This is a genomic window from Hydrogenophaga sp., assembly GCF_028698005.1.
Classification (GTDB): Bacteria; Pseudomonadota; Gammaproteobacteria; order Burkholderiales; family Burkholderiaceae_C; genus Hydrogenophaga.
Genome location: NZ_JAQVEJ010000040.1, coordinates 1 through 18,953, shown reverse-complemented (window position 1 = coordinate 18,953; position 18,953 = coordinate 1). Strand labels below are relative to the sequence as shown.

Annotated in this window: 18 protein-coding genes; all 18 read left to right on the top strand. The window is 65.5% G+C overall.

Annotated elements, in window-relative coordinates:
- Positions 1 to 87 precede the first annotated feature (87 nt).
- Entirely contained in the window at positions 88 to 489 is a 402-nt protein-coding gene (locus tag PHQ87_RS06330) for a hypothetical protein (protein WP_300232203.1), read from the top strand.
- 55 nt (positions 490 to 544) lie between these two features.
- Entirely contained in the window at positions 545 to 1,087 is a 543-nt protein-coding gene (locus PHQ87_RS06325) for a shikimate kinase (protein WP_300232202.1), read from the top strand.
- 40 nt (positions 1,088 to 1,127) lie between these two features.
- Positions 1,128 to 2,240 (top strand): 3-dehydroquinate synthase, encoded by a 1,113-nt coding sequence (gene aroB, locus PHQ87_RS06320; protein WP_300232201.1) that lies wholly within the window; start codon positions 1,128 to 1,130, stop codon positions 2,238 to 2,240.
- A gap of 36 nt (positions 2,241 to 2,276) precedes the next feature.
- The gene (locus tag PHQ87_RS06315) at positions 2,277 to 3,446 is read left to right on the top strand and encodes a deoxyguanosinetriphosphate triphosphohydrolase (RefSeq protein ID WP_300232208.1); all 1,170 of its coding nucleotides are present in this window, start codon (positions 2,277 to 2,279) and stop codon (positions 3,444 to 3,446) included.
- Positions 3,443 to 4,702 (top strand): MFS transporter, encoded by a 1,260-nt coding sequence (locus PHQ87_RS06310; RefSeq protein ID WP_300232197.1) that lies wholly within the window; start codon positions 3,443 to 3,445, stop codon positions 4,700 to 4,702. Before PHQ87_RS06315 ends, PHQ87_RS06310 begins: the two co-directional genes overlap by 4 nt.
- 19 nt (positions 4,703 to 4,721) lie before the next feature.
- Positions 4,722 to 5,411, top strand: coding sequence for a transposase (locus PHQ87_RS06305; RefSeq protein WP_300232194.1), 690 nt, complete (start codon positions 4,722 to 4,724; stop codon positions 5,409 to 5,411).
- A 202-nt stretch (positions 5,412 to 5,613) separates the two neighbouring features.
- Positions 5,614 to 10,341 carry a glutamate synthase-related protein gene (locus PHQ87_RS06300; RefSeq protein WP_300232192.1) on the top strand — a complete coding sequence of 1,576 codons (4,728 nt, stop codon included), beginning with the start codon at positions 5,614 to 5,616 and terminating at the stop codon, positions 10,339 to 10,341.
- Between the two features lie 33 nt (positions 10,342 to 10,374).
- The gene (locus PHQ87_RS06295) at positions 10,375 to 11,856 is read left to right on the top strand and encodes a glutamate synthase subunit beta (protein ID WP_300232189.1); all 1,482 of its coding nucleotides are present in this window, start codon (positions 10,375 to 10,377) and stop codon (positions 11,854 to 11,856) included.
- Between the two features lie 75 nt (positions 11,857 to 11,931).
- On the top strand, positions 11,932 to 12,747 hold the full coding sequence (locus PHQ87_RS06290; protein WP_300232187.1) for an ATP-binding cassette domain-containing protein: 816 nt from the start codon (positions 11,932 to 11,934) through the stop codon (positions 12,745 to 12,747).
- A complete protein-coding gene (gene mlaE, locus PHQ87_RS06285; protein ID WP_300232185.1) occupies positions 12,744 to 13,526 on the top strand; it encodes a lipid asymmetry maintenance ABC transporter permease subunit MlaE in 783 nt (260 codons plus the stop codon). The genes PHQ87_RS06290 and mlaE overlap by 4 nt, the downstream gene beginning before the upstream one ends.
- A 25-nt stretch (positions 13,527 to 13,551) precedes the next feature.
- Positions 13,552 to 14,028: an outer membrane lipid asymmetry maintenance protein MlaD gene (gene mlaD, locus PHQ87_RS06280; RefSeq protein ID WP_300232183.1), complete on the top strand. Its 477-nt coding sequence runs from the start codon at positions 13,552 to 13,554 to the stop codon at positions 14,026 to 14,028.
- Positions 14,021 to 14,791 carry a VacJ family lipoprotein gene (locus tag PHQ87_RS06275; protein WP_300232180.1) on the top strand — a complete coding sequence of 257 codons (771 nt, stop codon included), beginning with the start codon at positions 14,021 to 14,023 and terminating at the stop codon, positions 14,789 to 14,791. Before mlaD ends, PHQ87_RS06275 begins: the two co-directional genes overlap by 8 nt.
- Before the next feature lie 85 nt (positions 14,792 to 14,876).
- On the top strand, positions 14,877 to 15,509 hold the full coding sequence (locus PHQ87_RS06270) for a phospholipid-binding protein MlaC (RefSeq protein ID WP_300232178.1): 633 nt from the start codon (positions 14,877 to 14,879) through the stop codon (positions 15,507 to 15,509).
- 28 nt (positions 15,510 to 15,537) lie between these two features.
- Positions 15,538 to 15,849: an STAS domain-containing protein gene (locus PHQ87_RS06265; protein WP_300232176.1), complete on the top strand. Its 312-nt coding sequence runs from the start codon at positions 15,538 to 15,540 to the stop codon at positions 15,847 to 15,849.
- 117 nt (positions 15,850 to 15,966) lie between these two features.
- Positions 15,967 to 16,893 carry an ABC transporter ATP-binding protein gene (locus PHQ87_RS06260; protein WP_300232174.1) on the top strand — a complete coding sequence of 309 codons (927 nt, stop codon included), beginning with the start codon at positions 15,967 to 15,969 and terminating at the stop codon, positions 16,891 to 16,893.
- Positions 16,890 to 17,705, top strand: a complete 816-nt coding sequence (locus tag PHQ87_RS06255; RefSeq protein ID WP_300232172.1) for an ABC transporter permease — start codon at positions 16,890 to 16,892, stop codon at positions 17,703 to 17,705. Before PHQ87_RS06260 ends, PHQ87_RS06255 begins: the two co-directional genes overlap by 4 nt.
- 13 nt (positions 17,706 to 17,718) lie before the next feature.
- Positions 17,719 to 17,970 (top strand): BolA family protein, encoded by a 252-nt coding sequence (locus tag PHQ87_RS06250; protein WP_300232171.1) that lies wholly within the window; start codon positions 17,719 to 17,721, stop codon positions 17,968 to 17,970.
- Between the two features lie 5 nt (positions 17,971 to 17,975).
- The coding region (gene murA / locus PHQ87_RS06245; protein ID WP_300232169.1) for a UDP-N-acetylglucosamine 1-carboxyvinyltransferase at positions 17,976 to 18,953 on the top strand (978 nt) is incomplete at its 3' end.

Here is an 18,953-nt window from a genome sequence, read left to right as displayed (position 1 = left end):
TCTTCCTGACGCCGCGCGTGATCGCCGATCGGGGCCTGTCGCGTTGAGCGGCTGACAAACGCATACGGATTTCAACGGCATATGAACATGAACAGAATCAAGATGATGGCGGCGGCCCTGTCGACGGTGGCCCTGGTGGCTTGCGGTGGCGGTGGCGACGTGGCGGGCGACAGCATGGAGTTCACCACCAATGTGGACGAATGGGCGGTCAAGGCCTATTGGAAGGGGGAATGCCCGGGCGCCGGCAACGAGGTGTGGGTCACCATCGTGGGTGGCCAGCCGCCCTTCCGCATTCGCAATCCCATGCCGACGGTGGTGCAGGTGGACCGCACGGAAGCCAGCGGCAAGGACCCCGTGTTCAAGATCACGACGCTGGGAACGGCGTGCGCCGAGTTTTCCATCACCGTGCACGACTACCACTCGCAGGTGGCGGAGGTCGAAATCAAGCTGGAAGAGGGCTCCGAGGAGCTTCCGGGCGCCACGCCTTGATGGTTGTTGTCCAGATAGCCGTTCGCCCACCCCGGCTTCGCGCCGGGTTTTTCTCATGAAGAGCACCATCGCGCTCGTCGGTATGCCGGGTTCCGGCAAGTCCACGGTCGGCAAGCAACTGGCGCGGCGCTTGCAGCTGGATTTTGTCGACTCCGATCACCTCATCGAGGAACGGTTGGGGTGTCCGATCCGCACGTACTTCGAGCGTGAGGGCGAGGAGGCATTTCGCGGCGTCGAGCAGTCCGTGATCGACGAGCTGACCCGGCGCGACGGTTTGGTGCTGTCCACGGGCGGCGGGTCGGTGCTGCGGCAGGAGAATCGACGGTACCTGCATGATCGCTGCCTGGTGGTGTATCTGCGCTCCTCGCCGGAAGAGGTGTTCCGGCGCGTGCGCCATGACCGCAACCGCCCGTTGCTGCAGGTGAGTGACCCGATGCAGGCACTGCGCGACATGTACCAGGTGCGCGATCCCCTGTACCGGCAGACGGCCCATTTCGTGATCGACACCGGCCGCCCCTCGGTGGCGACGCTGGTGAACATGATCATCATGCAGCTGGAGCTGGCCGGGCGCCGGCCGGCGGCCCCGGCGCCGGACTGACCGGCAGGAGGTGGACCATGGGGTCCACTACACTTGCGCAATGACTTCCATGTTTGCGCACGAAACTGTTTCCATCGATCTGGGAGATCGCAGCTACGACATCCTGATCGGCAGCGGCCTGCTGCAGGAAGCCTCCGCGTTCGATGGCCTGCCCCGGTCGTCGTCGGCCGTCATTGTCACGAACGAGACGGTGGCGCCCCTGTACCTTGACGCCTTGCAGCGGCTGATCGCGTCCCGCCATCATGTGGTGCATGTGGCCGTGCTCAAGGATGGGGAGTCGTACAAGACCTGGGCGACGTTGAACCAGATCTTCGACGTCCTGCTGGACAAGGGATGTGACCGCAAAACGGTGCTGTATGCCTTGGGCGGTGGTGTCGTCGGCGACATGACGGGGTTTGCCGCGGCTTGCTACATGCGGGGCGTACCCTTTGTCCAGGTGCCCACCACGCTGCTGGCGCAGGTGGATTCGTCCGTCGGGGGCAAGACCGCGATCAACCACCCCCTTGGCAAGAACATGATCGGTGCGTTCTACCAGCCGCAACGGGTGGTCTGTGATCTCCAGACGCTGGCAACGTTGCCGCGTCGGGAACTGTCGGCCGGTCTGGCCGAGGTCATCAAGTACGGGCCGATCCATGACATGGATTTCATGGCATGGACGGAGGCGAACATCGACGCGCTGATGGCCCTGGACACCGATGCACTGGCCTACGCCGTGCGGCGCAGCTGCGAGATCAAGGCGGCGGTCGTGGGGCAGGATGAGCGGGAGTCCGGCCTGCGGGCGATCCTGAATTTCGGACACACCTTCGGGCATGCGATCGAAGCGGGTCTGGGCTTTGGCGTCTGGCTGCATGGTGAGGCCGTGGGTGCCGGCATGGTGATGGCGGCCGAGCTCTCGCGGCGGCTGGGGCTGGTGGACGAAGCGTTCGTTGAGCGTTTCAGGCAACTGATCGGCCGCGCCGGTCTTCCCGTGAAAGCGCCGGTCATCGATCCAGCCCGCAATGCACAGAGCTATCTGGATCACATGCGTGTGGACAAGAAGGCTGAGGCCGGCGACATCCGCTTCGTGCTGATCGACGGGCCCGGCAAGGCGGTCGTCCGCGGCGCGCCCGATGCCCTGGTGGCTGAGGTCATCGACCACTGCTGCGCCGGGTGAGCGGGCATGGGGGAGGGGCTCGCGACGGGCTATGCCATGCAGGACGAGGGGCGGCTCGCGCCTTACGCGGCGCATGCCGCGCGCAGCCGCGGGCGGCGGCATCCCGAGGCGGCGGCGCCCACGCGCACGGACTTTCAGCGCGACCGTGACCGCATCATCCACTCGACCGCGTTCCGGCGGCTGGTCTACAAGACGCAGGTATTCCTCAACCACGAGGGCGACCTGTTCCGCACGCGGCTGACCCATTCGCTGGAAGTGGCCCAGCTGGGGCGCAGCATTGCGCGGCCGCTGGGGCTGAACGAGGACCTGGTGGAGGCCATCGCGCTGGCGCACGACCTGGGGCACACGCCGTTCGGGCATGCGGGTCAGGATGCGCTCAATGCGTGCATGCGGGAGGCCGGCCGTCGGGCGGGTGTGGCCGAAGAGGATGCCCCGGGGTTCGAGCACAACCTGCAGAGCCTGCGCGTGGTGGACCGGCTGGAAGAGCGCTATCCCGCGTTCGACGGACTGAATCTGACGTTCGAAACGCGCGAAGGCATCCTCAAGCATTGCTCGCGCCGCACCGCCCGGTACCTGGAGCAGGTCGATGGCACGGGCGTGGCCCGGCGCTTTCTGGAAGGCGGCTCGCCCACGCTGGAAGCGCAGCTGTGCAATCTCGCAGACGAAATCGCCTACAACGCTCACGACATCGACGATGGGGTCCGCTCCGGGCTGTTGTCATGGTCGCAGATCCAGGAGGTGCCGCTGGTTGGCCACTACCGGGCGCAGGCCCTCGAGGCGCACCCGGGGCTGGACGGGCGCCGGCTGTTGTTTGAAACCATCCGGCTCATGCTCAGCGAGCAGGTCTATGACGTCATTGATCAGACGCGCTCGCGCCTGGCCGATCATGGCATCGTCGATGTGGAACAGGTTCGGCAGGCAGGGCCCCTGGTGGTTTTCTCCGACGGCATGCGCCAGTCCTCCGCCGAACTCAAGCAATTTTTGTTTCGCAACCTGTACCGGCACCCCCAGGTCCTGGACACTGCGAGCAAGGCACAGCGCATTGTCCGCGAGCTTTTCGACGCCTATCTGGCGCAGCCGTCGGAATGGCCGGCGCCGCCGGAGGGCGCACGCCCCCGAAGGGTGGCGGACTATATTGCCGGGATGACCGATCGGTTTGCCATCCGCGAGCACGAGCGCCTGTATGGGACGGTGCTGTTCCCATGAGTGCTCCGCCGGACCGCCCATCTTCTGCGCTCGCCGCCACCGGCCCGGACTCTGCCAGCGGGCGGGCGGGTCAGGTCACGGCCGGTCGCGATGCGGCCATTGTGGTGATGATCGGTGTGGCCAGCGCGATGCACGTGGGCAAGCTGCCAGTGGCCATTCCGGCGCTGCAGCAGAGTCTGGGCCTGTCGCTGGTTGAAGCCGGTTTCCTGTTGTCCATGGTCCAGGTCGCCGGCATGTTGATCGGCCTTTTCATCGGGCTGCTGGCCGATCGCGCCGGGCCGCGCCGTGTCATGCTGGGCGGCCTGGTGCTGCTGGCGCTGTCCAGCGCAGCAGGGGCTGCCTCGACATCCGTTCGCGCACTGCTGTGGAGCCGGGCGGGCGAAGGCCTGGGCTTTCTGCTCGCCGTGCTGCCGGCACCTGCCTTGTTGCGTGAGGTGGTGCGGCAGCCGAAGACCTTGTCGCGTGCGCTGGGGTGGTGGGGCGCCTATATGCCGGCCGGGGCTGCATTGGCCATGTTGCTGGGGGCCTGGGTGATCGGCTGGGTGGGCTGGCGAGGGCTGTGGGTGCTGCTGGGCCTGCTGAGCGCCGTGTGCGCAGGGGTGCTGTGGCGCTGCATCAGGGTTGGCCCGGCGGGGCATGCGGTCTCCGGTTTTGGGGTGCGGCTGCTTCGGACCCTGCGGTCGCCTGGCCCGTGGTTGGCGGCGCTGGGCTTCTTCCTGTATTCGGTGCAGTGGTTGGCGGTGGTGGGTTTCCTGCCCACCATTTACCAGGATGCGGGGTTCTCGATCGGCGTGGTGGGTGGGTTGAGCGCGCTGGCGGCCGGGATCAACATGTCGGGCAACATCGCCGCCGGCCGCCTGCTGGCGCGGGGTGCCGTGCCTGGCCTTGTGCTGGTGGTCGGCTATGTGGCCATGGGCCTGGGTGCGGCGCTGGCGTTCGGCCTGACGGGGCAACCCCTGTGGCAGTATGCGGGTGTGCTGCTGTTCTCCAGCTTCGGTGGCCTGATTCCCGGTACGCTGTTCGGCCTGTCGGTATCGTTGGCGCCGTCACAGGACACCGTCTCGACCACGGTGGGCTGGATGCAGCAATGGTCATCTCTGGGCCAGTTTGTCGGGCCTCCGGTGGTGGCGGCCCTGGCGGTATGGGCCGGCGGCTGGCACCAGACCTGGATCGCGACCGGGGTCTGTGCCCTGGCGGGGGTGGGGCTGGCGGTGCTCCTGCAGCGCCTGTGGCGCCGCCGCGGAGCCAGTGCATGAAGGCCGGGAGGAGGGGTGTATGGCACGGCTTTCGCGGCTGACGCTGCCCGGGCAGGTGCATTTCATCACCTTGCAGGGGCATGCCGCGGGCGACGTGTTCCTGGACGAGGAAGACAGGCTGCGCTGGCTGGGCTGGATGGGCGAGTACGCGCGTGCGGAGGGTGTCGCCCTGCACGCCTATGTCCTGCTGCCCAACCGGGTGCGGCTGCTGGCGACGCCCGAGACCGACACAGGGGTGCCGCGCTGGGTGCAGGCGATGGGGCGTCGCTATGGGCGCCATTTCAATGCCACACACGGGCGGCGTGGGACCTTGTGGGAGGGGCGCTACCGCAGCACGCTCATCCAGGCTGCACGGTACCTGCTGCCGGCCATGGTCTTCATGGACCTGGAGCCGGTGCGTGAGGGGCTGGCCGCGCATGCACGTGACTACCGATGGTCCAGCCACAACCACTTTGCGGGGATTCTGCCGGACCGCCTGATCGTGCCCCCGGCCGAGTACTGGGCGCTCGGCAACACGCCGTTCGCGCGCGAGGCCGCCTACGCCGACCTGGTGCGGGAGGGGCTGGATTCGCGCACCTTCGCGGCGCTGGATGCGGCCGCGAAGACGGGCTGGTCGCTCGGCGATGAGGCCTTCGTGGCATCCCTGCAGCAGCAGACCGACCGTCGGGTGATCAAACTGAGGGCCGGGCGACCGAGAAAAGAGGCCTGATACCCGGGCGTCTGTCGGCAAGCCTTTGATTTGCCGACAAATTTTGCCTCAATTTAATATGTCCCCAATTAATTTATTGTGAATATCAATCACATTAAATATTGATCCGACCCCGAATAAAAAACTTGGCATCCTTGTTGCATTGCACTATGCTTCGTTTCCCACGCAACCGCATGTCCAGCAGCACATCAAAGGAAGTCCCATGACGACGGCCGCCGAACAACAACGTCTTCATCAGCATGGCCTGTACGATCCGGCCCTTGAGCACGACGCCTGTGGCGTCGGCTTTGTGGCCCATATCAAGGGCGAGAAGCGGCACGACATCGTGACGGGCGCGCTCAAGATCCTGGAAAACCTCGATCACCGGGGGGCGGTCGGGGCCGACAGGCTCATGGGCGATGGCGCTGGCATCCTGATCCAGATTCCGGACGCGCTGTACCGCGAAGACATGGCACGGCAGGGCGTTGAGTTGCCGCCGCCGGGCGAGTATGGCGTCGGCATGATCTTCATGCCGAAGGAGCACGCCAGCCGTCTGGCCTGCGAACAGGAAATGGAGCGGGCGATCAAGGCCGAAGGACAGGTGTTGCTGGGCTGGCGTGAGGTGCCTGTCAACCGCGACATGCCCATGTCGCCCATGGTGCGCGAGAAGGAACCGATCATCCGCCAGGTGTTCATCGGCCGCGGTGCCGACGTGATCGTGCAGGATGCCCTGGAACGCAAGCTCTACGTCATCCGCAAGACCGCCAGCGCCGCGATCCAGCGACTGAAGCTCAAGCACAGCAAGGAATACTACGTGCCGAGCATGAGCAGCCGCACGGTGGTCTACAAGGGCCTGCTGCTGGCCGATCAGGTGGGCACTTACTTCCTGGACCTGCAGGATCCTCGCTGCGTGTCGGCACTGGGTCTGGTGCACCAGCGCTTCTCGACCAACACCTTCCCGGAATGGCCGCTGGCCCACCCTTACCGTTACGTCGCCCACAACGGCGAGATCAATACCGTCAAGGGCAACTACAACTGGATGAAGGCGCGCGAGGGCGTGATGACCTCGCCGGTGCTGGGTGAGGACCTGAAGAAGCTCTACCCCATCAGCTTCCCCGGTCAGTCGGACACCGCGACCTTCGACAACTGCCTGGAACTGCTGACCATGGCGGGCTACCCCATCAGCCAGGCGGTCATGATGATGATCCCCGAGCCGTGGGAGCAGCACACGCTGATGGACGAACGCCGCAAGGCCTTCTATGAATACCATGCCGCGATGCTGGAGCCCTGGGATGGCCCAGCCTCCATCGTGTTCACGGACGGACGCCAGATCGGTGCGACGCTCGATCGCAATGGCCTGCGGCCCTCGCGTTACTGCGTGACCGACGATGACCTGGTCATCATGGGGTCCGAGTCGGGCGTGCTGCCGGTGCCGGAGAGCAAGATCGTGCGCAAGTGGCGTCTGCAGCCGGGCAAGATGTTCATGATCGACCTCGAGCAGGGACGCCTGATCGATGACGAGGAACTCAAGGCCAATCTGGCCAACAGCAAGCCTTACAAGCAGTGGATCGAGAACCTGCGCATCCGCCTGGATGACGTCGAGCCGAATGCGATCGACATCCCGGTGTCCGAGCCGGCGACCCTGCTCGATCGTCAGCAGGCCTTCGGCATGACGCAGGAGGACATCAAGTTCCTGATGGCGCCGATGGCCACCCATGGTGAAGAAGGCATCGGCTCCATGGGCAACGACAGCCCGCTGGCCGTGCTCTCGGGCAAGAACAAACCGCTGTACAACTACTTCAAGCAGCTGTTCGCCCAAGTGACCAACCCGCCGATCGATCCGATCCGCGAGGCCATCGTGATGTCGCTGGTGTCCTTCATCGGGCCCAAGCCCAACCTGCTGGACATCAACCAGGTCAATCCGCCGATGCGCCTGGAGGTGAGCCAGCCCATCCTGGACTTCCAGGACATGGGCAAGCTGCGCACGATCGAGGCCCGCACGCAGGGCAAGTTCAGAAGCCATACGCTGGACATCACCTATCCGCTGGCCTGGGGCCACGAAGGGGTGGAGGCCAAGCTGGCCTCGCTGTGCGCCGAAGCCGTGGACGCGATCAAGGGGGGGATGAACATCCTGATCGTCAGCGACCGCGCAGTGAACAGCACCCAGGTGGCCATCCCGGCATTGCTGGCACTGTCCGCCATCCACCAGCATCTGGTGCGCGAGGGTCTGCGCACATCGGCCGGCCTGGTGGTCGAAACCGGCACCGCACGTGAAGTGCACCATTTCGCCGTGCTGGCAGGCTATGGCGCCGAAGCGGTGCATCCCTACCTGGCCATGGAGACGCTGGTCGCCATGCACAAGGAGTTGCCGGGCGAGTTGTCGGCCGACAAGGCGATCTACAACTACGTCAAGGCGATCGGCAAGGGTTTGTCCAAGATCATGTCCAAGATGGGCGTGAGCACCTACATGTCGTACTGCGGTGCCCAGCTGTTCGAGGCCATCGGCCTGAACAGCGAGACGGTGGACAAGTACTTCACCGGCACCGCCAGTCGCGTCGAAGGCATCGGCGTGTTCGAGATCGCCGAAGAAGGTATCCGCATGCACAAGGCGGCCTTCGGCAATGATCCGGTGCTGGCGACCCAGCTTGATGCGGGTGGCGAATACGCGTGGCGCGCGCGCGGCGAGGAGCACATGTGGACGCCCGACGCGATTGCCAAGCTGCAACACAGCACGCGTGCCAACAACTGGAACACCTACAAGGAATACGCGCAGCTCATCAACGACCAGAGCCGTCGCCACATGACGCTGCGCGGCCTGTTCGAGTTCAAGTTCGACCCGTCCAAGGCCATTGCGGTGGAGGAGGTCGAGCCGGCCAAGGAGATCGTCAAGCGCTTCGCCACCGGCGCCATGTCGCTGGGTTCGATCTCGACCGAGGCGCATGCGACGCTGGCCGTGGCCATGAACCGCATCGGTGGCAAGAGCAACACCGGCGAGGGTGGCGAGGACGCGCTGCGCTACCGCAACGAACTCAAGGGCATCCCGATCAAGCAGGGCCAGACCATGTCCGACCTGCTGGGCAAGGAGATCTTCGAGGTCGACTACGAGCTGCAGGAGGGTGACTCCCTGCGCTCGCGCATCAAGCAGGTGGCCTCGGGCCGCTTCGGTGTGACCGCCGAATACCTGCACAGCGCCGACCAGATCCAGATCAAGATGGCGCAGGGCGCCAAGCCCGGCGAGGGCGGCCAGTTGCCGGGCGGCAAGGTCTCCGACTACATCGGCAAGCTGCGTCACAGCGTGCCGGGCGTGGGCCTGATCTCGCCGCCGCCGCACCACGACATCTACTCGATCGAGGACCTGGCGCAGCTGATCCACGACCTCAAGAACGTCGCGCCGCACTCGTCCATCAGCGTGAAGCTGGTGTCCGAGGTCGGTGTGGGCACGATCGCCGCGGGCGTGGCCAAGTGCAAGGCCGACCACGTGGTGATCGCTGGCCATGACGGCGGCACGGGCGCCTCGCCCTGGTCGTCGATCAAGCATGCGGGCAGCCCGTGGGAGATCGGCCTGGCCGAGACCCAGCAGACCCTGGTGCTCAACCGCCTGCGCGGCCGCATCCGCGTGCAGGCCGACGGCCAGATGAAGACCGGCCGCGACGTCGTGATCGGCGCGCTGCTGGGCGCGGACGAATTCGGTTTCGCGACCGCACCGCTGGTGGTCGAGGGCTGCATCATGATGCGCAAGTGCCACCTGAACACCTGCCCGGTGGGCGTGGCCACGCAGGATCCCGAGCTGCGCCGCAAGTTCACCGGCAAGCCCGAGCATGTGGTCAACTACTTCTTCTTCGTGGCGGAGGAAGTGCGCCAGATCATGGCGCAACTGGGCATCCGCAAGTTCGACGACCTGGTCGGCCGCTCCGATCTGCTCGACACGCGCAAGGGCATCGAGCACTGGAAGGCCAGGGGCCTGGACTTCAATCGCCTGCTGGCCCAGCCGGTGGTGCCGGCAGACGTGCCGCGCCTGCATGTCGAAGTGCAGGACCACGGGCTGGAGAAGTCGCTCGACAATATTCTGATCGCCAAGTCGAGGCCGGCGATCGACAAGGGCGAGCGTGTGCAGTTCATCGAAGTGGCGCGCAACGTCAACCGTTCGGTGGGCGCGATGCTCTCCGGCGCGGTGACGAAGGTGCACCCCGAGGGCCTGCCCGACGACACCATCCGCATCCAGCTCGAAGGCACGGGCGGTCAGTCCTTCGGTGCCTTCCTGTGCCGCGGGGTCACGCTGTACCTCATTGGCGAGGCCAACGACTACACCGGCAAGGGCCTGTCGGGCGGTCGCGTGATTGTGCGCCCGAGCATCGACTTCCGGGGTGATGCGGCGCAGAACATCATCGTGGGCAATACCGTCATGTACGGCGCGACTTCCGGTGAAGCCTACTTCAGTGGCGTGGCCGGCGAGCGCTTCGCGGTGCGCCTGTCCGGTGCCACGGCGGTGGTCGAGGGCACGGGTGACCACGGCTGCGAATACATGACCGGCGGTACCGTCGCCGTGCTGGGCCGCACGGGCCGCAACTTCGCCGCCGGCATGAGCGGTGGCGTGGCCTACGTCTACGACGAGGATGGTCAGTTTGCCAAGCGCTGCAATACCGCGATGGTCAGCCTGGAGAAGGTGCTGCCCGCGGCCGAGCAGGAGGCCACGGTCGACCGTGCCACCTGGCACCGCGGCCAGACCGATGAAGCACAGTTGCGCAAGCTGCTGGAAGACCACAACCGGTGGACCGGCAGCCGGCGTGCGCGCGAATTGCTGGACCACTGGGCGGAGGCCCGCGGCAAGTTCGTGAAGGTGTTCCCGATCGAATACCGGCGCGCACTGGCCGAGATCAATGCCCGTCAGACAGGCAACGAGGCCATGGCCAAGGCGAGCCGCAGCGCCAGACAGGCCGTTCCCGCCAAGTAAGCAAGAACCATATTGCCCACGAAGGATCAGACCATGGGAAAAGTCACCGGCTTCATGGAGTACGAACGCATCGAGGAGGGCTACCGCCCCGTCGCCGAGCGCCTGAAGCACTACAAGGAATTTGTCGTCGGCCTGGATGACGCGCAGGCCAGGATCCAGGGCGCGCGCTGCATGGATTGCGGCACGCCGTTCTGCAACAACGGATGCCCGGTCAACAACATCATCCCGGACTTCAATGATCTGGTGTACCAGGGGGACTGGCGCAATGCGATCACGGTGCTGCACAGCACCAACAACTTCCCGGAATTCACCGGCCGCATCTGCCCCGCACCCTGCGAGGCGGCATGCACCATCAACATCAACGGCGAGCCGGTGGGCATCAAGTCGATCGAGCACGCGATCATCGACAAGGCCTGGGCCGAAGGCTGGGTGCAGCCCCTGCCCGCCCAGCACAAGACCGGCAAGAAGGTGGCCGTGGTCGGCTCTGGCCCGGCGGGCCTGGCCGCCGCCCAGCAGCTGGCGCGTGCCGGTCACGACGTGACGGTGTTCGAGAAGAACAGCCGCATCGGCGGCCTCTTGCGCTATGGCATTCCCGATTTCAAGCTGGACAAGTCGCACATCGACCGCCGCGTCGCGCAGATGGAGGCCGAGGGCGTGGTCTTCCGTACCAGCACGCTGATCGGTGCCATGCCCGAGGGCAGCAAGGTCACCAGCGATGCGACAACGGTGATCAGTGCCGAGGAGCTGAAGCAGGCGTTCGACGCCGTGCTGCTGACGGGCGGCTCCGAGCAGTCGCGCGACCTGCCTGTGCCCGGCCGCGAGCTTGACGGTATCCATTTCGCGATGGAATTCCTGCCGATGCAGAACAAGGTCAACGCGGGCGACAAGCTCAAGGGCCAGATCCGCGCCGATGGCAAACACGTCATCGTGATCGGTGGCGGCGACACCGGCTCCGACTGCGTGGGCACCAGCACCCGCCATGGTGCGGCGAGCGTCACCCAGTTCGAGGTCATGCCCCAGCCGCCCGAGCAGGAGAACAAACCCCTGGTCTGGCCCTACTGGCCGCTGAAACTGCGCACCAGCTCGAGCCATGACGAAAGCGCGGAACAAGGCATCCTGAAGCGGGAATTTGCCATCTCCACCAAGGAATTCGTCGGCAAGAACGGCAAGGTCACCGGTCTGAAGACCGTGAACGTCGAGTTCAAGGACGGCAAGTTCATCGAGATTCCCGGCACCGAGAAGGAATACAAGGCCGATCTGGTGCTGCTGGCGATGGGCTTCGTGCATCCGGTGGCCACGGTGCTGGACGCCTTCGGTGTCGACAAGGACGCGCGGGGCAACGCCAAGGCCAGCACCGATTTCACGGGCGGCTATGCGACCAGCGCGCCGAAGGTGTTCGCTGCCGGCGACATGCGCCGCGGTCAGTCGCTCGTGGTCTGGGCGATCCGGGAAGGGCGTCAGGCGGCCCGTGCCGTCGACGAGTTCCTGATGGGCTATTCGGACCTGCCGCGCTGAGACCGGTGGATTCTCAAGGCCGGCTGCGGTGGCCTTCGGGGTCATGAGACAATCCGGGGTTCACCAAACCGGCCTATGAGTGAAGACCCTTTCATCGAGATCGACCATGTGACGTTCGGCTATGACAGCCGACGCACCATCCTGAACGACCTGTCCCTGACCTTCGCCAGAGGGAAGGTCACGGCCGTCCTCGGGGGGTCGGGTTGCGGCAAGACGACGTTGCTGCGCCTGATCGGCGGGGTGCACGCACCCAACAGTGGCCGTGTGGTCTTCGACGGCGAGGTGGTCGACGCGCGGAACAAGGCGCAACTGTTTCGCCTGCGCCGCCGGCTGGGCATGCTGTTCCAGTTCGGCGCCCTGTTCACCGACCTGAACGTGTTCGACAACGTGGCGTTTCCGCTGCGCGAGATGACGGACCTGCCCGAGTCGCTGATCCATGACATTGTGCTGATGAAGCTCAATGCGGTCGGCCTGCGCGGCGCGGCCGGCTTGCGCATCAGTGAAGTCTCGGGTGGCATGGCCCGGCGCATCGCGCTGGCGCGTGCGATCGCACTGGATCCCGAGTTGATCATGTACGACGAGCCTTTTGCCGGACTCGACCTGGTCTCGATGGGTGTGGCCGCCAAGCTCATCCGTACCCTGACCGACGTGACCGGAGCCACCGCGCTGCTGATTTCGCACGACGTGCCGCAATGCATGGCCATCAGCGACTGGGTTGTCCTGATGGCGGCCGGCGGGCGACTTGTCGCGCAGGGGACGCCGCAGGAACTCATGGACAGCACCGATCCCGAGGTGCGCCAGTTTGTCCGGGGCGAGCCCGACGGGCCGGTCAAGTTTCACTACCCGGCCCGGCCGGTGGCGGAAGACTTCGGCATGGGAGCGGCACGATGATGAACTTCCTGCAATGGCTGGGCGAGCGGGCTTTTCATGTGCTGGCATCCTGGGGGCGCGGTGCCGTCTTTTTCGTCGAATTGGTCAAGGCCGTGCCCGCCGCCTTCACGCGCTTCGGTCTGGTGATCGCCCAGATACATGCCATCGGCAACCGCTCGCTGGTCATCATCCTGGCCTCGGGGCTGGCGGTGGGCTTCGTGCTGGCCCTTCAGTTGTACAACACGCTGACCAATTTCGGTGCCGCCGAATCGCTGGGCCTGGTGGTGAACCTGTCGCTGGTCCGCGAGTTGGGGCCGGTGGTGACGGCGCTGCTGTTTGCCGGTCGTGCCGGTACCTCCCTGACGGCCGAAATCGGTCTGATGAAGGCCGGCGAGCAGATCTCGGCGATGGAGTTGATGGCCATCGATCCGCGCAAGCGCGTGCTGGCACCGCGTTTTCTGGCCGGCGTGATCTCCATGCCCCTGCTGGCGGGGCTGTTTTCGGCCGTTGGTATCCTGGGTGCATGGGTGGTTGCGGTCGGCCTCATCGGCATCGATGCCGGCAATTTCTGGGCGATCCAGCAAAGCGGTGTGGACGTGTGGCGCGATGTGGCCAACGGCGTGATCAAGAGCATGGTGTTCGGCGTGATCTGCACCGCTGTGGCACTCTATCAGGGCTATGAGACCGAGGCGACGCCCGAGGGTGTCGCCTACGCCACCACGCGCACCGTGGTGACGGCCTCGCTGGGCGTGCTGGCGATGGACTTCATCCTGACGGCCCTGATGTTCTCGACCCCATGAACGAATCGAGCAAGAAGATCTTCGAATGAACAAGAGAAGCACTGAAATCCTGGTTGGCCTGTTCGTCCTCCTGGGCGCGGCGGGGCTGCTGTTCCTGGCCTTGAAGGCGGCCAACCTGGCCAGCTTCGCATCGGGTGGCGACTCCTATGTGGTGGAGGCGAGATTCGACAATGTGGGCGGCCTCAAGCCCCGTGCCGCCGTCCGCTCTGCGGGTGTGACGGTCGGTCGCGTCACCAGCGTGACGCTCGATCCGGTCACCTTCCAGGGGCTGGTGAGGCTGGAGATCAGCAAGGCGGTCCCGTTTCCGAAGGATTCATCGGCCAAGATCCTGACCTCCGGCATCCTGGGCGACCAATACATCGGCATCGAGCCTGGCGGCGACGAGAACAACCTGGCCGCGGGGGACGTGATCACGCAGACCCAGTCGGCCCTCGTGCTCGAAAACCTGATCGGTCAGTTCCTGTTCAGCAAGGCCGCCGAGGGCGGGTCGGCCAATGAGTAAACGCGTGGCCACGCTGGTGCTGGCGGGCAGCCTGCTGGCGGGCTGTGCCACCGGCCCCGGCGCGAATCCGAGGGACCCGCTGGAACCCTTCAACCGCGGGGTGGACAGCTTCAACACGGCGCTGGACGATGCGGTGCTCAAGCCGGTGGCCACGGCCTATCGCGATGTCTTGCCGCAGCCGGTACGCAGTGGTGTCGGCAACTTCTTCGGCAACATCGGCGATGCCTGGTCGGTGGTCAATGCCCTGCTCCAGGGGCGGGCGCAGGCCGCCGCCGAAAGCTTCATGCGCGTGAGCGTCAATACCGTTCTGGGCCTGGGCGGGCTGCTCGATATCGCGTCCGAAGCCGGTCTGGAGCGCCACAGCCTCGACTTCGGCCTCACGCTGGGGCGCTGGGGCGTGCCTGCCGGTCCGTATGTGGTGCTGCCCTTCCTGGGGCCGTCCTCGGTGCGAGATTCAGCCGGGCTGCTGGTGGATGCCGAAGGGGGCGTGCTCGAAATCTTCGATCACGTGCCCACGCGCAACAGCCTGTACGTGCTGGACAAGATCGATACCCGCGCCGGTCTGCTGCGCGCCACCGACATGCTGGGCGGCGTGGCGCTCGACAAGTACAGCTTCACCCGTGACGTGTATCTGCAGCGGCGCGACCGCCTGGTGTCGGACCTGCGCGGCGAGGAAGAGGCGGACGACTACGACAACGAGAACTACGACGACGCAGACGTCGACGCAGGCGCCGGCGCACAGGAAACAGTTACTGACAAATGATGGCGATCCGGACATGGAGCCCGGCGATGATGGGGGCAGTCCAATTCCGGGCGTGAACCGACAACCGAAAGGGAAAGGAAACTCCATGATGCAACGTCGCCGCTGGATGCAAGCCGTCGCGCTGACCATGTCCGCCTGGCTTGCCGTGCCCGCCATGGCCGCGGAAGAGGGTCCTGATGATCTGGTCAGGCGCATTTCCACCGAGGTGCTCGACACCATCAAGAGCGATGCCGCGATCCAGGCCGGGGATTCCGCCCGTATCGCCGCGCTGGTCGATGGCAAGATCATGCCCAATGTCAATTTCCGCCGCATGACCTCCTCTGCCGTGGGCCGTTTCTGGCGTCAGGCCACGCCCGAGCAGCAGCAGGCCCTGCAGGCCGAGTTCAAGACGCTGCTGGTGCGCACCTATTCCGGCGCGCTGGCCGAAGTCAAGGACCAGACCCTGAGCTTCAAGCCCCTGCGCACGCGTCCCGAGGACAAGGAAGTCGTGGTGCGCAGTGAGGTGCGGGGCAAGGGTGATCCCATCCAGCTTGACTACCGCCTCGAGAAAACCGAAGCCGGCTGGAAGATCTACGACCTGAACGTCCTCGGTGTGTGGCTGGTGGAAACCTACCGGTCGCAATTTGCGCAGGAAATCAATGCCAAGGGCATCGACGGCCTGATCCAGTCGCTGGCCGAACGCAACAAGTCGTCCGGTGCCGACGCCAAGGCCGGGTGAACGTCGAGCCATGCAGGAGCAACAAGCCATGTCTTCAACGGTGGCACTGCCCGCGCGCCTGACCATCGAGGGGGCATCGCTGGCGCTGTCCGATCTCGTTCGAACCCTGGGTGCGCGTTCCGGGCCGGTGCGACTGGATGCGTCGTCCATGCAGGACTTCGATACCTCGGCCGTGGCCGTCCTGCTGGAGTTGCGGCGCTACCTGTCGGCCAAGGGGCAGGACATGACGGTCGACCACTGGCCGCCCAAGCTGGCGGCGCTGGTCAGGCTTTACGGCGTCGACGCGCTGCTGGGCGTTTCCCCGGCTACCGGGGGCGCCACGGTGGACGGGCAATCCTGAGCCGGTCCGCCGGCCATCCCGGTCTGCGGGCGCCGGGTTTGCGGGCATCACCTAAAATGCCCTGTTGTCCTCTCTTCGGTGGCCGCTGGACCGCTGCCGCCGACGGTACTGCCTGCGATGCCCGCCATTTCCTTTCAAGATGTCTCCAAGAGCTACCGTACGCCCCAGGGTGATTTCTGGGCGCTCAATGGCGTGCGCTTTGACATCGGGCACGGCGAGTTTTTCGGTCTGCTGGGGCCCAATGGTGCGGGCAAGACGACGCTGATCAGCATCCTGGCCGGACTGGCGCGCCCGAGTGCCGGGCGGATCGAGGTGGGCGGATACGACGTGCAGCGTGACTATGCCAAGGCGCGTCGGCAACTGGGCATCGTGCCGCAGGAGTTGGTGTTCGATCCCTTTTTCAGCGTGCGGGAGACACTGCGGCTGCAATCGGGCTACTTCGGCATTCGCCGCAACGAGGCCTGGATCGACGAACTGCTCGATGGCCTGGGGCTGGCCGACAAGGCCCAGTCCAACATGCGCCAGCTCTCGGGTGGCATGAAGCGCCGCGTGCTGGTGGCGCAGGCCCTGGTACACAAGCCACCGGTGATCGTGCTGGACGAACCCACCGCCGGCGTTGACGTGGAACTGCGCCAGACCTTGTGGCAGTTCATCTCGCGCCTGAACCGCGAGCGGGGCAGTACGGTGCTGCTGACGACCCACTACCTGGAAGAGGCCGAGGCGCTGTGTGGACGGATTGCCATGCTCAAGCGGGGGCAGGTGGTGGCGCTGGAAAAGACCTCGGATCTGCTGAGCCGGGCCTCGTCGAACGTGCTTCGCTTCAAGACCGACCAGCCACTGCCGCCGGCCCTGGCGGCGCAGGCGCGGGTCACCGGCCGCATCGTGCAATTGCAGGCCCACGATGCGCTCCAGGTCGAACGCTTGCTGACCCAGGTGCGCGAAAGCGGTGTGCACGTGGAGGACATCGAGATTCGCAAACCCGACCTTGAGGATGTCTTCATGGAGGTGATGGGCGAGGGCCTGGCCCGGGAGGCGGTGGCATGAGGACCTCGCTGGAAACGGAACGCGCCGTGTACGCCACGCAAGAGGTCGTCAGGCCCGGCAGCGGATGGCGGACCCTGCTGTACAAGGAGGTCCTGCGCTTCTGGAAGGTGGGCTTCCAGACGGTGGCAGCGCCGGTGGTCACGGCCATCCTGTACATGCTCATCTTCGGCCATGTGCTGGAAGGTCGCGCACAGGTCTACGATCAGGTGCGTTACACGGCTTTTCTCATGCCGGGTCTGGTCATGATGAGCGTGCTGCAAAATGCCTTTGCCAACAGCTCCTCTTCGCTCATTCAGAGCAAGATCATGGGCAACCTGGTCTTTCTGCTGCTGACGCCACTGTCGCACCGGGCATGGTTTGTCGCCTACGTCGGATCGTCCACCGTGCGCGGCCTGGTCGTCGGTGCGGGCGTGATGGCTGCGACCTGGTGGTATGCCCGGCCGGACGTGATGATGCCCGTGTGGGCACTGGTGTTTGCGGCCATGGGCGCCGCGCTGCTGGGTGCCCTGGGTGTGATCGCGGGCCTGTGGGCCGAGAAGTTTGACCAGATGGCGGCGTTCCAGAACTTCCTCATCATGCCCATGACCTTCCTGTCGGGCGTTTTCTATTCCATTCACTCACTGCCGGCGTTCTGGCAGCAGGTGAGCCATCTGAACCCCTTCTTCTACATGATCGACGGCTTTCGCTACGGTTTCTTCGGCGTCAGCGATGTCTCGCCGTGGCTGAGCCTGTCGGTGGTCGGCACCGCGCTGCTGCTGGTCAGTGCGCTGGCCCTGCATCTGCTGAAAACCGGTTACAAGATCCGTCATTGAGGGCGCTACATTCATGACTGCTGAACAACTGGAAGCCCTGATCGCTGCCGGGCTGTCTTGCGAGCACATCCAGGTGACTGGCGACGGTCGCCACTGGTCGGCCGTGATCGTCTCGCCCGAGTTCGAGGGCAAGCGGCTGATCGCGCGCCACCAGCGCGTCTATGCCACGCTGGGTGCCCGCATCCAGAGTGACGAGGTGCACGCCCTGTCGATGAAGACCTACACCCCGGCCGAGTGGGCCGCGGCTGGCCGAGAAGGCGCCTGACGACCATGGACAAGCTGCGCATTACCGGTGGCCGCCCGCTGTACGGCGAGGTACCCATATCGGGAGCCAAGAATGCGGCCCTGCCGGAGCTGTGTGCCACGCTGCTGACCGACGAGCCGGTCCGGCTCATCAATGTGCCCCGCCTGCGCGATGTGGCGACCATGCGCTCGCTGCTCGACCACATGGGCGTGCGCACGCAAACCCATGGTGACCGCGGCGGCATGAGCTTCCAGGCGCCCGACGGTCTGAATCCGGAGGCCCCCTACGAACTGGTCAAGACCATGCGCGCCTCGGTGCTGGTGCTGGGGCCGCTGCTGGCGCGCTTCGGTCATGCCCGCGTGTCGTTGCCCGGGGGTTGCGCGATCGGTGCGCGACCCGTGGATCAGCACATCAAGGGGTTGCAGGCCATGGGGGCCGAGATCGCCGTCGAGCACGGCTACATGGTGGCGCGCCTGCCGGCAGGGCGCAGGCGCCTGAAGGGAGCCCGCATCACGACCGACATGGTCACCGTGACCGGCACCGAGAATTTCCTCATGGCCGCCGCGCTGGCCGAGGGCGAGACCATCCTTGAGAACGCCGCCCAGGAGCCCGAGATCCCGGACCTGGCCGAGATGCTGATTGCCATGGGCGCGAAGATCGAGGGCCACGGCACCAGCCGCATCCGCATCCAGGGCGTGGCGCGCCTGCATGGTTGCGAGCACATCGTGGTGGCCGATCGGATCGAGGCCGGCACTTTCCTGTGCGCGGTTGCCGCGGCCGGCGGCGATGTCGTGCTGCGCGGCGCGCGGGCTGACCACCTGGACGCAGTGATCGACAAGCTGAGCGAGGCCGGTGCCACCATTGAGGTCGGCGACGGCTTCATCCGTGTGCGCAGCGAAGGGCGGCTCAAGGCCCAGAGCTTCCGCACCACCGAATACCCGGGCTTCCCGACCGACATGCAGGCGCAGTTCATGGCGCTCAACTGCATTGCCCAGGGCACCAGC

Bases quoted from the DNA above. Each gene is read 5' to 3' on its own strand.
- PHQ87_RS06275 (WP_300232180.1), top strand. From the start codon at position 14,021: ATGAGTAAACGCGTGGCCACGCTGGTGCTGGCGGGCAGCCTGCTGGCG.
- mlaD (WP_300232183.1), top strand. From the start codon at position 13,552: ATGAACAAGAGAAGCACTGAAATCCTGGTTGGCCTGTTCGTCCTCCTG.
- PHQ87_RS06325 (WP_300232202.1), top strand. From the start codon at position 545: ATGAAGAGCACCATCGCGCTCGTCGGTATGCCGGGTTCCGGCAAGTCC.
- PHQ87_RS06300 (WP_300232192.1), top strand. From the start codon at position 5,614: ATGACGACGGCCGCCGAACAACAACGTCTTCATCAGCATGGCCTGTAC.
- PHQ87_RS06330 (WP_300232203.1), top strand. From the start codon at position 88: ATGAACAGAATCAAGATGATGGCGGCGGCCCTGTCGACGGTGGCCCTG.
- PHQ87_RS06305 (WP_300232194.1), top strand. From the start codon at position 4,722: ATGGCACGGCTTTCGCGGCTGACGCTGCCCGGGCAGGTGCATTTCATC.
- PHQ87_RS06310 (WP_300232197.1), top strand. From the start codon at position 3,443: ATGAGTGCTCCGCCGGACCGCCCATCTTCTGCGCTCGCCGCCACCGGC.
- PHQ87_RS06315 (WP_300232208.1), top strand. From the start codon at position 2,277: ATGCAGGACGAGGGGCGGCTCGCGCCTTACGCGGCGCATGCCGCGCGC.
- PHQ87_RS06290 (WP_300232187.1), top strand. From the start codon at position 11,932: ATGAGTGAAGACCCTTTCATCGAGATCGACCATGTGACGTTCGGCTAT.
- PHQ87_RS06250 (WP_300232171.1), top strand. From the start codon at position 17,719: ATGACTGCTGAACAACTGGAAGCCCTGATCGCTGCCGGGCTGTCTTGC.
- mlaE (WP_300232185.1), top strand. From the start codon at position 12,744: ATGATGAACTTCCTGCAATGGCTGGGCGAGCGGGCTTTTCATGTGCTG.
- PHQ87_RS06270 (WP_300232178.1), top strand. From the start codon at position 14,877: ATGATGCAACGTCGCCGCTGGATGCAAGCCGTCGCGCTGACCATGTCC.
- PHQ87_RS06265 (WP_300232176.1), top strand. From the start codon at position 15,538: ATGTCTTCAACGGTGGCACTGCCCGCGCGCCTGACCATCGAGGGGGCA.
- PHQ87_RS06295 (WP_300232189.1), top strand. From the start codon at position 10,375: ATGGGAAAAGTCACCGGCTTCATGGAGTACGAACGCATCGAGGAGGGC.
- PHQ87_RS06260 (WP_300232174.1), top strand. From the start codon at position 15,967: ATGCCCGCCATTTCCTTTCAAGATGTCTCCAAGAGCTACCGTACGCCC.
- PHQ87_RS06255 (WP_300232172.1), top strand. From the start codon at position 16,890: ATGAGGACCTCGCTGGAAACGGAACGCGCCGTGTACGCCACGCAAGAG.
- aroB (WP_300232201.1), top strand. From the start codon at position 1,128: ATGACTTCCATGTTTGCGCACGAAACTGTTTCCATCGATCTGGGAGAT.